We start from the raw sequence: 14,568 nt of genomic DNA, 5'->3' as shown, positions 1-14,568 counted from the left end.
ACGACTTAATATTGATACATTTGGAGCTATCATTACATCATCGCCTATTTTCACACTTTCTAAATAAACATTTTCATTAATTCTTGCGCCTTGCCCTATTTTTAATTTATTCGCCCGACCAATATATACATTTGAGCCAACCATTGATTGATTACCATTTTTATCTAAAACCTTGAGAATATGATGGAGATACCAAACTCTTATATTAGAGAATATAAATGTAAAACGTGCAGATGGGAGCTTAGAAAGTAAAATATAGTATAAGAAAAGCTTTAGATTATTTAACACTGTTTAGTACCTTTAAGTAATGACTGGCAACAGCTTCACCAGTGAATTTTTCTAACTCACCAGCTTTATTGATTGACCAAATATTATCTGAAAATTGTTGGTAGTTTTTTTCCAACTCTAAAATACCAAGTTTAATTTCATCACTGGTTTGACATGTAAGTTTTACACCAACATCAAGGTCACCCAAATGCCCATCAACCCCAGTATTTTTCATATACATAATCGGACAGCCTGATGCTAATGCCTCAATGTAAGCCATTCCAAATGTTTCATTTATAGCAGGCATTAGAAGAGCCTTAGAATTTTTTAATCTCTCAATTAGCTTTAGATGTGGTAAAACACCTATTAAATTTACATTATCATTTAAAGACAGCTCTTTAATTTTGTTTGTAATAACTTTTTTATCTTGTAGATTGCCGCTACCTATAATATCAAGTTTTATAAATACATTATCCTTCTTAAGAGTACAAATTGCCTCTAACAAAGGGATAACACCCTTACGCTTATACTGATGAAAGCTAACAATTGTCACATAATCAGAACTAATATTATTAACTCTTTGAGGAATAATATGGTTTATCTCACATATATTAGGCAGCTTACTAGAAGGAGTTTCTGCTTTTACTATTTGATACATAAACTTTTTTGCCCACGGGCTAACCCAAAATATATGCTTTGCACTAGCATAAATTCTCTTGAATAATGGTTCACAATCCTTCAGCCGTTTTATGTTATTTAAATCACTACCACCACGAACAGAAACTACAAAAGGAACACCCGAATATTTACTTAAATAAAATGCAAAAATTCCTTCAGTAGTCATCTTATGAGCATGTATTAAGTCATAATCTTTAAGCTTTAATTTTTTGCTTAGATAAATTGCACTAATTTTAATTTGCAGCCTATATAAGTAAGCAATAGGCAGTCCCCAAAAAACAATTGATACACCTCTTTCAAAGCCTTTCAATGATATCGAAAAAGGGTTGTTACTTCTATTAACAGAAAGTACAAAATTCACAATTCCTTGGTCTAACTCCTCAACTGCATCGACTAAATTTGAAACTGCTTTAGTGTATGGATAATCTCTACCGTCAGGAAAGTCTTGATGTATATGTAATATTTTCAATTTTTTTCTCTAAGAGCGCTTTCTATTAAGTTAGTCATATTGCTTCTAAAAGCCTCATTGGAGAACTTTTCTGCATTTTTTCTTACCTCATTAGGATCGAATGTATAACTACTAGATTCAAAGGATTCTACAGCCTCAATCAAACATTTGGTTGTTTGCTTTTTAAAGTGAACGCCACTCACTCCATGATTAACCGTTTCTAAACAACCGCCTTTTCCAAATGCAATAACGGGTGTTCCACATGCCTGGGCCTCAACAGGGATTATTCCGAAGTCTTCTTCAGCAGCAAATACAAATGCTTTTGCCTTTTGCATATTTTTTAACATCACTTCGTCTGACTGGTATCCTAAAATTTCTATATTGTCAGCATTACCAACAATATCTTTAATTTTTTGCATTTGGGGGCCATCACCTATAATTTTAAGCTGCTTTGTTGGCATTTTTACAAATGCCTCAGCTATTAAATCAAGCCTTTTGTATGGCACTAGGCGCGACGCTGCAAGATAGAAGTCTTCTTTTGTTGTTTCCAGTTTAAATTTTTCAATATTAACTGGAGGATAGATAACTTCAGCCACTCTTCTATAGCATTTATAAATTCGTTTTTTAATAAATGAAGAGTTTGCAATGAATGTATCTACGCCATTAGCCGTTCTCGTATCCCAAATTCTAAACTTATGTAAAAAATAGCGAGCTATTATTGATTTCAACCCCTTATCATTACCACTTTCTTTTAAGTATTGCTCTTGCATATCCCATGCATACCTTGCTGGTGAGTGGCAATAGCTAACATGAAGTTGATCAGGGCCTGTTATTACACCTTTTGCAGCAGAATAACTCGACGATATGACAAGGTCATAACTAGACAAATCGAATTGCTCGATAGCAATTGGGAAAAGTGGAAAATAATTTCGGTACATTTTATTGGCGAATGGCAGCCTCTGAATGAAAGATGTGTGTATTTTCACCGATTTAAGCCAAGTGCGATCTTCTTCGGGTAAATAATCTACTAACGTGAAAATGTCAGCTTTAGGATAAAGCTCAAGTATCTCATTTAAAACCTTCTCAGCCCCACCATTAACCACTAACCAATCATGTATAATTGCAACTTTCATTTATGTACCTAACTTCCCTGAATTTATTGATAATTTTTTACTAAAAATAGAAATAGAAAATATTAAAAGATATAAAACCCATATACTGGTGCTATCTTTGTAAAAAGATGCTTCTGTAATATTATGAAGAACAATTACACTTAAACCAGCTAATAAATGTGAAGAATTTAAGCCCTTCATACACATTGCAAAAATGGCTATAATAGCAATTGTTATAAGTGCACCAAACTGTAAATACAATTCTATAAAGCCATTGTGAGCAGAATTAATATATTGGATAAAACTATTATCTACATCAAAGAAATACGGTATTTGAGGTACACCAAAGTAGCTTCCATAACCATAACCACTTAGCAATTTGTCAAAATACTCAAGATCATAGTATAGAATATTCCATATAAAGCCCCTCCCTGTCATGAAGTTTGCATCAACAAGCTTCCCTACATGATAATAATCATTTAACAAGTAAGAAAGCAGGGGCAATAACAAAAACATACTCACACATGAAGCTAAAATTATTAGTAATGAGGCTTTGACATATTTAAAATGTATATTTGACATAGTAAAGTAAAATAGCACTAAAAATATGCTAGTTTTACTTTTAGTTAAAAGTAATAATATTATCAAAAGGACTAGAATATTCTTAAAATTCCTAAAGTTAAAATTGTAACTTTTTTTAAGCGAATGAAATGTAATTATTAATACCGCTAAATTTATACCCATCAAGTTTTTATTTTTAGCGAAACCTGCTAAAGCGGAATCAGCTGTAAAACCCACACCAAGTAAAATACTGACTAAAGTTATGAATAAATAACTGTAAACAGTCAGCATTATCGATCGTTCAAGTGTTTTATTAATAAACGAGTAGTAAAAAGCTAAAATAATACTTGAGATAAATATCAGCTGAAAAAGAGATCTTTTTAAAACATAACTAGGATAGTTAGACCAAAAGGCACTTATTAAAGAGATGAAAACAATCATCAATAATAGCAACGATTTTAAATAAAAATTTCTGCTAACTTTTTTATAACTACCTGCTAAAAAGAAGCTGGCAACATAAAAAACAAACAAAGACGACCATAATAATTGTTTAAATATATTACTCCCAGCACTAGCATTTAACTGTTGCTCTAGATCTAAATCCATCAGAGAAAATTTTGCATCTAAATCTGGCGTTAATATGCCAAAACAGAATAGAAATATTATGAACAGTCCATACGATTGCAAAAATTTTTGAGCCAAATTCATTTGTATAATTCAACTAAGTCATCATTAGTGGCAAAAAAATAACATTTCCCAAAATTATCCAGCATTTTTAACACATATGTAATATATGTAGCTTTCCCAAATGGTAAAGCGCAAACACTCAAAAACGCATATAAAAACATTTTTAAGATTGCTTTGCTAATGTATAGACATTTACTCACTGTAAAACCAATAAGTGTAAATCTATACCTTGAAAAAGTTTGACCTATACGTATTGCTCTTTTAAACAAGTATTTACAGTTTAGCCTTTCGGGTTCTACCTCTTCGGATACAAATGCTTCTTTGCAATAAACAAGCTTAAACCCTTTTTTATGTAATCTATAAAAAAGATCAGAGTCTTCACCACCCGTTTTTCCAAACTTAGCATCAAAGGTATACCCTGTTTTTAATAAAGCCTCTTTACGGATTAAAGTACAGCCAGCGCCACCACTACTTACTTCAGTGCCTGTTTCTCTAACCTTTCTATCAAAAAAACGCCCTTGTACAATCCAATTAGGAGTATGATTAGGGTAAATAGGCTTTACTTGACCAAAAACAACGCTCGCCTTGTATTTAACGGCTGTATTTAAAAGGTTAACTAACCACTCCTTATCAACAATTTCGTCGTCATCTAGCGAGGCTATATACTCTCCTTTTGCTGCTTTTAAATATTCGTTCCTTGCAATAGAGATATTTTTTATTGGTTGATTTATGTAGGTTAATCTATGTCTATAATTATCGCTTTTTTCAAACACAATTGATTCTGCATACTTGCCTTCATCATTATCTATAACAATCACCTCAATCTCTGTGTTATCAGGGATTGTTAATGCATTGATGCTTTCAAGTGTTTTAATTAAGTGAGCTCTTTTATATGTGCATAAACAAATAGAAATTAACATCTAAACCTCACTTAAAAATTAATCATTGCCGAATAAGTCGCGCGTATATACTTTATCTACAACATCGCTTAAAGCTTCTTCCATTCTATTTGCTACAATTACATCACATTTGGTTTTAAATTCTACCAAATCATTTATTACCTGAGAGTTGAAGAAATCACTTTCGTGTAATTCTGGTTCATAAACGACTACTTCAATACCTCGAGCTTTTATTCTTTTCATTATCCCTTGTATAGAAGATGCTCTAAAGTTATCTGAACCTGATTTCATTATAAGTCTATATACACCTACTACTTTTGGGTTTTTATTGATAATTGAAAAGGCTATATGATCTTTTCTTGTGGTGTTCGCGTCTACGATTGATTTTATTAAACTATTTGGTACGTCTTCAAAGTTAGCTCTTAATTGTTTAGTGTCTTTAGGTAAACAATAGCCACCATAACCAAATGAAGGATTGTTGTAATGATTACCTATTCTTGGATCTAAACAAACGCCTTCAATGATTTGCTTTGAGTCTAACCCATGAGTCTCAGCGTAAGTGTCTAACTCGTTAAAGTATGAGACTCGCATTGCTAAATACGTATTGGAAAATAATTTGACAGCTTCAGCTTCTGTTGAGTTAGTGTATAGAATTTCTATATCTTCTTTTATAGCTCCTTGAGCTAAAAGTTTGGCAAAAACCACAGCCCGTTCAGACTTTTCACCTACAATTATTCTTGATGGATACAAGTTATCGTGTAAAGCTTTACCTTCTCGTAAAAATTCGGGCGAAAATATAATATTATTGTGACAAAATTTTTGTTTAATTCTCTTTGTAAAGCCAACAGGGACTGTAGACTTTATGATCATTATTGCCTTAGGATTTATCTCGATAACATCTTTGATTACTGCTTCAACTGAGCTTGTATCAAAGTAGTTATTTTCAACGTTATAATCTGTAGGTGTTGCAATTACAACATAATCAGCATTCTTAAATGCTCTATGTTTATCTGTTGTAGCCTCTAAGTTTAATTCTTTATTTGCAAGAAAATCTTCAATTTTATCATCTGAGATAGGAGATATTTTATTATTGATTAGCTCTACTTTCTCTTGTATTACATCAAGAGCTATTACTTCATTATGTTGTGCTAATAATACAGCATTTGACAAGCCTACATAGCCAGTACCAGCGATAGTGATTTTCATTTTAAATCCTTGAAATATAATAAACTACGCCAACAATTGCTTGACGCGCTTGGTAAACTCTTCACCCATTGAGGTTGATTGCATTGCATACTCTACATTTGCCAACATATAGCCAAGTTTTGAGCCGCAATCGTGCGACTTACCTTTTAAATGATACGCTTCAATTGTTTCAAGATGACGTAACTGCAGTAATGCATCTGTTAATTGTATTTCGCCGCCAGCTCCTGGAGGTGTAAACTCGAGCAAGTCCCAAATAGCAGGCGATACAACATAACGCCCTGTTATGGCTAAATTACTAGGCGCTTCATCATTATTTGGTTTTTCAACCATATTGGTAATGGCTGCATTTTCGCCAGGCGCAATATTTTTACCCGCCAAATCAACCACACCATAGTTGTGCACTTCCTCGTGTGGGACAGGTTCAACCATAATTTGGTTATGTTGGGTGAGTTCAAACCGGTCGATCATTTGCGCTAGGTTATCAACCTTAAGATTTGACTTATATTGATCGATAATTACGTCAGGCAATAAAATCGCAAAAGGGTTATTGCCGATGATTGGGCGAGTTTCAAGTATTGCGTGTCCTAAGCCTAACGGCGCCGATTGACGAACCGAAATAATACTTACATCTCGCGGGATTATTGAACGCACCTCTTCTAGCAGGCTGCGCTTTACACGGGCCTCTAAGGTTGCTTCTAGCTCAAAGCTAGTGTCAAAATGATTTTCTATTGCGTTTTTGGAAGCATGTGTGACTAGTATAATTTCTTTAATACCGGCCTTTACCGCTTCGTTTACAACGTATTGAATCAGAGGTTTGTCTACTAGTGGAAGCATTTCCTTTGGCGTTGCTTTAGTGGCGGGTAACATACGGGTACCCAAGCCTGCAACAGGCAAGACTGCTTTTAATACTTTCACTTCAATTCCTTTTATAGTTACTTTTTATTGCTCTTAACCTAAAGCAAGGTTTATCGCTTAAGGTATTTCAAGCGGATATTATACACTAGTTATTAATTCGCTCAATAAAATAAACAGTCTTTCGCATTGCTTTGTGTTGCAAAAATGTTAAAAGCCAAGTTCTTACTTAATTAATAATTGGATTAATAATTTTTCCTACATATTCTGAACCAAAATCATTTAAGTGGCCCGTATCTAAATATAAAGAATTTTGTTCAAAGGTCACACAACCACTTTTTGTACACATTGATTTACTTAAATCAATCAGCTTGACATTAGGATAGCTTTCAACATCCTTAAGAAAATAAAGAATTTTCGAGTAGTATTGAGAAAACTCATTTCTTTGAAATGTACAATTATTATCAATGAAGTTTGAGTAGGAGACTAAACTGTAATGCTTTCTCAACAGACATTGCCCAATATTTTTACCGTTATTAGGTGGAGGGCTAACGACAAATATACGTTTACCTGTTGAGCTAAGTCTTGATAACGTTTGTTTGAACGAGATTGAATAAGTATCAAAATCATTATTAAGAACTCTAGCACCATCAAAATAGTCATACTTAAACCATTGCTCGAATGCAGAAGAGAGAATTACAGTTTTAATCTGCGAGTTATTTTCTATCTCATTGATAACATCATTATTGAATTTAAAACAAGATTTTGACCAGTTTAAGTCATAACTTTTAAAATTTGGAAAAGTTGATAAAGAAACATTTGGAGAACAAGCACTTTTTGTCGCTTGTATAAGCTCATTGTTTTTAGATAAGCCTTTTACTAAATGCATTGCATATGAGTCGCCCCATACAATTGTTTCAGGGTTCTCACTAGTTTTACATTCATCAAGTATCTGAAAGTCTGATTTGAAGTTACATAGTTTATTTAGACCTATGCTTGGCTTTGATTGAGTAATTTCAGCTTTACTAAAACCACCAAACTTTGGATATAGGGAGAGTAATAAGCCCATTACAGACATAACTAATAAGCTAAAAACAGATAACGTTAGCACTGTTTTTGTAGATTTATTCGATTTTCTTCTGAAAGGCTTCTCAACATATTGATAAGACAATAAGGATAAAAGAAAAACTATGAGCATTGAAAAAGCAATTAACTCATTAGTTAAAGACTCTAACGTCATTAATTTTGCGAAAGCAAAAATTGGCTGATGCCATAAATACAAGCTGTAGGAAATTAGACCTATAAAAACTAATATCTTACTAGACAGCATTTTACCAACTATATTATTTTCGCTTGCGAATAAAATTATTAGTGCCGTTGAAATGACCGGCAGTATAGTAAACCAACCAGGGAAGGCATATTCGTAAGAATATGTTGAATAAGAAATAATGAGCAAAAGTATAGCCAAAATACTTAACCACCCTTTAAGGCTTTCATTTATGGCTGATAAGGTATTTTTAGTAATTAAAACAGAACAAATTGATCCAGCAAGAAGTTCCCACGCTCTAGTGTGGATTAGATAAAAGTTAACTGATTGATTTGAAGTTAAGAACATAGACAGTAATGAAATAATAAAAATTACTGATAGAGCAAGAAATATATGTTTCTTAAACCTTGTAAGCAAGAGTAATACAAATGGGAAAAATAGATAAAATTGTTCTTCTACAGCTAAACTCCACATGTGTAACATTGGGTTTAGCTCGGCACTTGGGTTAAAATAGTCAAGCTTAAGAAAGAAGAATATATTAGCCATAAATGTTGACACTGCAACAATACTATAACCGAGCATTTTCATTGATGCTGGATCTAAAAAGAAAAAGGATAGAAAACTACTAACAACAATCATAAAAGCCATTGCAGGTAATATTCTTCTAGCACGTCTCTCGTAAAAAGACGACAGAGAAAACTTCCCTTCAGACATCTCTTTAAGCAAAATAGTTGTAATTAAATACCCCGATATTACAAAAAAAACATCAACTCCGGCAAAACCACCAGGTAAAAGGTGTAACCCTGAGTGATGAAATAATACAGGTAAAATTGCTAATGCTCTTAAACCATCAATCTCAGCTCTGTATTTCATATTTTTTGATCCATAGAAAATCTGACTGCTGTAAAAACTTCGACATAATAAAATATTTAGTTAGCTTAAAACTACTAGCTTATTGAATAGTTTGAGATACTTATTTTAAATGCATTAGGTGGAGGAGCAACTAGTGGAAGCATTTCCATTGGTGTTGCTTTGGTAGCGGGTAACATACGGGTACCCAAGCCTGCAACAGGCAAGACTGCTTTTAATACTTTCACTTCAATTCCTTTTATAGTTACTTTTTGGTTATAACGTAGCTGTTTATAAATGTCGCTGCGAATAGCGAGTTTTAAGCAATACTAACCTTTATGGGCGGTTATTATACACAACACATATAATCGCTCAATATAAAAAGCAGCCTTTTTGATTGTTTTATGTTAATTTTATGCTAACTAGTTATTATTGCCTTTTTTGTAATCTATCAATTTACTTTCAATGGGAATATAATAGTACGGTTAACTTTTAAGGGATGGGATTTGTGCGCGTAGGAATTTGCATAATTATATTGGTGTCTTTTTTTGCTTGTGCACAAGACATGCTTTTACATTTGCGTAATAGCGATATAATTACCCGTGCAAAGCAGTTTTACGGCGATGCAGGCCACCAACGAATAAAAACATGGCTGAGTTTTATAGATGACTCTGCCGACAAAAGCGAATGGCAAAAAATTCATTTAGTTAATGACTTTTTTAATAAGCATATAAAGTACAAAACCGATGATGAACTTTGGCAAAAAAAAGATTACTGGGCCACCCCGCTAGAAAGCCTAGGTGTTGGCATGGGTGACTGTGAAGATTATGTTATTGCTAAATATTTTACTTTAATCGCTTTAGGTATCCCCGAAGATAAAATACGCTTTATGTATGTACGCCAGCGTACGGTTAATCAACCACACATGGTGCTTATATACTTTGAACAGCCTAACCAAATACCGTTGGTGCTTGATAACTTTAATACAAAATTAGTGCCTGCAAGTAATCGGGGCGATTTAAAACCTATATACAGTTTTAATGGCCAAGGTTTATGGTTAGCCAAATCGAAAGGGTTAGGTAATAAGGTTAAAAATAGCCGTGGGGTTTCTGCTTGGAACACTATGCTAGAACGAATTGAACAAGGCGAGCTTGCGCCTGCCAACGGTAACAATAAAGGAACTAGTAGTTATGTCTCGACTCTTTAAACATGGATTGAGTTTAAAAACCCAAGTATATGGCTTGATCATATTAATTTCGGTTATTTCATTTTGCGTACGCGTTATTACCGATGTGGATACAACCCGTAATTATTTACAAACGCAAATGGCCAGCCATGCGCAAGACACCGCTACCAGTTTAGGGCTTTCGATATCTCCTTATTTAGAAGACGACAGCCTAATGATTGCACAAACGATGGCAACCGCTATTTTTGACTCTGGTTATTACAGCCAAATTAAATTTACCGACGTGCAAAACAACATCGTTTTTGAATTACAAAACCCTAAACGCGTTGAATCAGTTCCTGGTTGGTTTATTAGTGCTGTTGAACTGAGTGCACCTACTATGCATTCTGAAATAAACAATGGCTGGATGATGGCAGGCACACTTGATGTAACCAGCCATACTGGGCAATCTTACCTTACCTTATGGCAACACACACTCCGCAGCTTATATAGCTCATTTTTGCTATTAGCAGCATCGCTGGCTATTGCATTTTTAATTTTACGCGCAGTATTTAAGCCGTTAAAAGCAGTAGAAGATCAAGCCACTTTAGTGACTCGAAAACGCTTTACCTTAAATAAAGAAATACCAGTAGCACGGGAGCTTCGCACAGTAACCCAAGCCATAAATAACATGGTTATAAACTTACAAAGTACGTTTGATTCGCTGACCAAACAAACACAAGCGCTTACTGAAGAAGTATACATAGATTCGTTAACGGGGTTGGGTAACCGTAAGTCGTTTGAAAACCACTTTAATTCTGTTGTAAATAATATTACTGACGATGCGCCAATTACTGCGTTGATGCTTACCCTGCCCTCGTTAAATAATATTAACCAAGTGGTAAGCTACCAAGATGGTGATCAGCATGTACTTGATGCAGCAAAAATACTTAAACAGCTTGCTGATGAGTTACCAAATTCAACTATATTTAGGCTTAATGGGGGTACGTTTGTATTACTGGCCCCATATGACGTTTTATTTTTAAATAAAGCCCGCCTAGACCTCATTGATAATTTAAGTCAAAAAGAAAACAGCTTACATATAAACGGTTACGCTAATTTAGCCATTGTTGGCGTTGAGCAAGGAGCGAGTTTAGGTGAAGTGTTATCGCTACTTGATACTGGTTGCACTATAGGTGAAGACACTACGTTTGATAAAAACGATAAAGAGTCATTATTTAGTGTTAACCAATGGCGTACCTTAATTAAGTCGATTATAAATGCTGGCGAAGTGAGTTTTTCGGTGCAACCTGTTAAACAAGCTAATAAAACTGATTCTCAGTGTTACTTTGAGGTATTTGCACACTTGATTCATGAAGGCGAAAAGGTAAATAATGGCCACTTATTCGCGATGGCTGAAAAGTTAAATTTAACCGAAGAACTCGATAAAAAAATTATACGTAGCTTTATAGATGTAAAAGAGCAATACCCAAATGATGTATTTGCACTTAATATTAGCAAGGCATCCTTGTACTCAACTGACTTTATACAATGGCTCACCCTTTATTCGCACACTAAACCGGTAATTAAAACAAACTTAGTGTTTGAACTACATGAAATTGGTTTGCTTTATAACGTGCATGTTGCGTCTTTACATATAGATGCAATTAAAGAGCTGGGTATTAATGTGTGTATTGAACACTTTGGTACTAGCTTAACGTCGTTTAGGTATTTACAAGGTCTTGATATTGAGTACGTTAAAATTGATGGTAGCTACATTCAAGATTTGGTAACTAACCCGCAAAGTCAATTTTATATTCAAACAGTTAATAATATTTGTCATGGCTTTGGTATTAAAGTTTTAGCCTGTTTAATTGAAAAAACCGAGACTTTAGAAATTCTCGAATACTTAGGATGCGATGGCGTACAAGGTAATTTAATACTGCCACCATCAAAAATTATTAAATCTAATGAAAATGGCGTAAATAAAGAGTTTACTTTTTGCACCGATGCGCTAAAATTTTGCAATTAGTACTCAACCAAGGGACGAGAAATGAAAAAATTACTTTTAGCTGGCTTAGTCGCTAGCGCAACAGCACTTACTGCTCTTCCAACCTATGCACAAACGGATAATGCTGCAGTGGTTCAAGAAGTGGGCATAAATAGCATAATTGATATTCTTAATAATGTAACAGCAGATACTTCACCTGAACAATTACGCGAAGATTTAGTAGAAGCTATTAAACGCATTTGTAAAAACAAAGAAGAAGTTAAGTTAGACGAAAAGCTGCTTAATGGCGCTTGTGGCGCTGCTGATATAGATGCAATGGTTGCTGCTGTTGTGGCACGTTTTGGTGCAGACAATCTATTAATTTCTGACTTTTTAGCTGCTCTTTCGGATGCTGGTTTAGATACTGATGCAATTACCCTAGCAGCAATTACCGCAGGTGTTGATGCAACAACCGCTTCTGAAGCAACTGCTGCAGGTCCGGGTACTGGCCAGCCTGCTCCGCCAGTAGGCAGCTTACCAACATTACCAACACCTCCAGGTTCTGGTGGTACAGGCGGTGATAACGGTATATCTGAAGTCGGTAACTAGTTTTTACTATTAGTATATTCAAACGCAGCCAATTGGCTGCGTTTTTACTTTGTTTGAGTTTATTTTGAATCGTTTTATATTTTTTCTTATTTGCCTGATCTTATTTTTACTCCCTCTTCCTTTAGGTAGTTATAGACCTTGGGCGATTTTAGCTATTGGTATTTTAACTAGCTTTACCTTTATTACTCACTTGGCAAACAGTGTTTTAAATAACCACCAAGCACTTTTCCCTCCTCGATATACTTGGCCATTATTTACTGCCTTAGGCATTGTTGCTTTGGTGTGCGGGGTCCAGTTATTTGGCGTAAGTGTTGATGCTTTTCAAACAAAACAAATGTTATTAAAAACCAGTTTTTTAATAATGTTGAGCTGGTTAATATTTAATTACTGTAATAATGTAAATCGTATTAAAAAATTAATTTACGCCGTCATTTGCGCCGGTGTTTTTCAGGCTTTGTATGCTAGTTACTTAAACTTATCGCCCGATATTGTTAGCCCTTTATTTGGCTACAAACACACCGACAGAGCTATTGGTACTTTTACCTATTCTAACTTTTTAGCTAACTATTTAGCGCTGTGTTTATGCTTAGGCATTGGTGTGTTAATTAGCGAATTAAAACGCACTAACAATGGCTATAAACCTACTTTAAAACAAACGCTACGCGCCTGGGCCGAAATATTATTGAGCTCTAAAATCATTTTACGAATTTCGTTAATTATTATTATTGTGGCGCTTATTTTAACTCGTAGCCGTATGGGTAATTCGGCTTTTTTTATCGCCTTAATTATAGTGAGCTTACTGGCGCTGTTTGTTTATAAGCAAAAGCCTAAAGCATTTAAATTGCTGATTGTGAGCTTTTTCATTATCGATTTAATCATCATTGGTGCCATTTTCGATGTAGAAAAGGTAAAACAACGTATTAGCGAGACTAGTTTGCAATCGGAAACACGTGATGAAGTTGTACGCGACTCAATCCCACTAATTTTAGATAACCCGTTATTAGGGTCGGGCGGCGGTACTTTTTACACTGCGTTTCCTGCATATCAGTCTGAGCCCTACTCTGGTTATTACGACAATGCGCACAACGATTATGTGCAATTTGCAGTTGAGCTGGGTATTCCTACTACGGCGTTATTGGGGCTGTTAGTGGTTTATTGTTTATGGTTATGTATTAATACCATGCGAACGCGCAAAACGGCCCTTTATCAGGGTGTGGCGTTTGGTTGTGCTACAGCTATTGTAGCAATGATGCTGCATTCGTCGGTTGATTATTCGCTGCAAGCGGGGGCTAATTCGATGTTGTTTATAGTGGTGTTATGTTTAGCTTTATTAACCAACAAGTTACCGGCACCAAAACGGATTAAAAAACGGCGCAGCGAAAGTTAACGGGCTGCGGGAAGCGGGAAGCGGGTTACGAGCCTAATCCCTAACACCTGTTCTGTCTTCTCATTTACTCCTCATTCACTTCTCTCAGTGCAATAAGATCTTTAAGAAAAGTATGCACAAAGAGAGCTAAGAGACGCTGCGCTTTTAGAGGTTAAAGTCGAAATTATCGGGCTGCGGGTTACGAGCTGTATCCTAACATCTTTTTGGCTTTCTCATTTGTTCCTCATTCCCTTCTCTTAGTTCAATTAGATTTTTAAGAAAAGTATGCACAAAGAGGGCTAAGAGACGCTGCGCTTTTAGAGGTTAAAGTCGAAAGTTATCGGGCTGCGGGGGTCGGGTTACGAGCCTAATCTCTAACACTTGTTTTATCTTCTCATTTACTCCTCATTCTCTTCTCTCAGTGCAATAAGATCTTTAAGAAAATTATTCACAAAGAGGGTTAAGAGACGCTTCGCTTTTAGAGGTTAAAGTCGAAAGTTATCGGGCTGCGGGGGTCGGGTTACGGGCCTAATCCCTAACACTTGTTTTATCTTCTCATTTACTCCTCATTCTCTTCTCTCAGTGCAATAAGATCTTTAAGAAAATTATTCA

11 protein-coding genes and 1 pseudogene are annotated in these 14,568 nt (G+C 34.9%); 4 read left to right on the top strand and 8 right to left on the bottom strand.

The annotated features are described in order from the left end of the window. Positions 1–277: 277 nt before the first annotated feature. The 8 genes and pseudogenes from AAEY55_RS15475 to AAEY55_RS15440 all read right to left on the bottom strand — a co-directional run. Complete coding sequence (locus AAEY55_RS15475) at positions 278–1,414, bottom strand: glycosyltransferase (RefSeq protein ID WP_350552051.1); 1,137 nt, start codon at positions 1,412–1,414, stop codon at positions 278–280. Beyond that, positions 1,411–2,526, bottom strand: a complete 1,116-nt coding sequence (locus AAEY55_RS15470; protein WP_350552048.1) for a glycosyltransferase family 4 protein — start codon at positions 2,524–2,526, stop codon at positions 1,411–1,413. Before AAEY55_RS15470 ends, AAEY55_RS15475 begins: the two co-directional genes overlap by 4 nt. Further along, positions 2,527–3,774, bottom strand: coding sequence for an O-antigen ligase domain-containing protein (locus tag AAEY55_RS15465; protein WP_350552045.1), 1,248 nt, complete (start codon positions 3,772–3,774; stop codon positions 2,527–2,529). After that, positions 3,771–4,673, bottom strand: a complete 903-nt coding sequence (locus AAEY55_RS15460) for a glycosyltransferase family 2 protein (RefSeq protein WP_350552042.1) — start codon at positions 4,671–4,673, stop codon at positions 3,771–3,773. Before AAEY55_RS15460 ends, AAEY55_RS15465 begins: the two co-directional genes overlap by 4 nt. A gap of 18 nt (positions 4,674–4,691) precedes the next feature. Beyond that, positions 4,692–5,858 (bottom strand): nucleotide sugar dehydrogenase, encoded by a 1,167-nt coding sequence (locus AAEY55_RS15455; RefSeq protein WP_076920851.1) that lies wholly within the window; start codon positions 5,856–5,858, stop codon positions 4,692–4,694. A gap of 24 nt (positions 5,859–5,882) precedes the next feature. Beyond that, complete coding sequence (gene galU / locus AAEY55_RS15450) at positions 5,883–6,773, bottom strand: UTP--glucose-1-phosphate uridylyltransferase GalU (protein ID WP_036956277.1); 891 nt, start codon at positions 6,771–6,773, stop codon at positions 5,883–5,885. Between the two features lie 166 nt (positions 6,774–6,939). Continuing rightward, positions 6,940–8,850: an acyltransferase family protein gene (locus tag AAEY55_RS15445; RefSeq protein WP_350552038.1), complete on the bottom strand. Its 1,911-nt coding sequence runs from the start codon at positions 8,848–8,850 to the stop codon at positions 6,940–6,942. Between the two features lie 119 nt (positions 8,851–8,969). Further along, positions 8,970–9,074: pseudogene (locus AAEY55_RS15440) on the bottom strand (UTP--glucose-1-phosphate uridylyltransferase); the annotation flags it as partial. Positions 9,075–9,334: 260 nt separating this feature from the next. Here AAEY55_RS15440 and AAEY55_RS15435 point away from each other — a divergent pair. The 4 genes from AAEY55_RS15435 to AAEY55_RS15420 all read left to right on the top strand — a co-directional run bounded on the left by AAEY55_RS15435 (position 9,335) and on the right by AAEY55_RS15420 (position 13,977). Further along, positions 9,335–10,033: a transglutaminase-like cysteine peptidase gene (locus AAEY55_RS15435; protein WP_041695853.1), complete on the top strand. Its 699-nt coding sequence runs from the start codon at positions 9,335–9,337 to the stop codon at positions 10,031–10,033. After that, the gene (locus AAEY55_RS15430) at positions 10,017–12,023 is read left to right on the top strand and encodes an EAL domain-containing protein (RefSeq protein ID WP_350552034.1); all 2,007 of its coding nucleotides are present in this window, start codon (positions 10,017–10,019) and stop codon (positions 12,021–12,023) included. The genes AAEY55_RS15435 and AAEY55_RS15430 overlap by 17 nt, the downstream gene beginning before the upstream one ends. Positions 12,024–12,044: 21 nt before the next feature. Beyond that, on the top strand, positions 12,045–12,590 hold the full coding sequence (locus tag AAEY55_RS15425) for a hypothetical protein (RefSeq protein ID WP_350552031.1): 546 nt from the start codon (positions 12,045–12,047) through the stop codon (positions 12,588–12,590). 64 nt (positions 12,591–12,654) lie between these two features. Further along, entirely contained in the window at positions 12,655–13,977 is a 1,323-nt protein-coding gene (locus tag AAEY55_RS15420; protein WP_350552028.1) for an O-antigen ligase family protein, read from the top strand. Positions 13,978–14,568: the final 591 nt, after the last annotated feature.

Origin of the sequence: Pseudoalteromonas sp. 120-MNA-CIBAN-0494, assembly GCF_040308885.1 — a bacterium.
In the GTDB taxonomy this organism is placed as follows: Bacteria; Pseudomonadota; Gammaproteobacteria; order Enterobacterales; family Alteromonadaceae; genus Pseudoalteromonas; species Pseudoalteromonas nigrifaciens.
This window is presented reverse-complemented; position numbering and strand designations above follow the sequence as displayed.

Excerpts from the sequence above, each read along its gene's own strand:
- AAEY55_RS15430 (WP_350552034.1), top strand. The coding sequence starts at position 10,017 with ATGTCTCGACTCTTTAAACATGGATTGAGTTTAAAAACCCAAGTATAT.
- AAEY55_RS15425 (WP_350552031.1), top strand. The coding sequence starts at position 12,045 with ATGAAAAAATTACTTTTAGCTGGCTTAGTCGCTAGCGCAACAGCACTT.
- AAEY55_RS15445 (WP_350552038.1), bottom strand. The coding sequence starts at position 8,850 with ATGAAATACAGAGCTGAGATTGATGGTTTAAGAGCATTAGCAATTTTA.
- AAEY55_RS15465 (WP_350552045.1), bottom strand. The coding sequence starts at position 3,774 with ATGAATTTGGCTCAAAAATTTTTGCAATCGTATGGACTGTTCATAATA.
- AAEY55_RS15455 (WP_076920851.1), bottom strand. The coding sequence starts at position 5,858 with ATGAAAATCACTATCGCTGGTACTGGCTATGTAGGCTTGTCAAATGCT.
- AAEY55_RS15470 (WP_350552048.1), bottom strand. The coding sequence starts at position 2,526 with ATGAAAGTTGCAATTATACATGATTGGTTAGTGGTTAATGGTGGGGCT.
- AAEY55_RS15460 (WP_350552042.1), bottom strand. The coding sequence starts at position 4,673 with ATGTTAATTTCTATTTGTTTATGCACATATAAAAGAGCTCACTTAATT.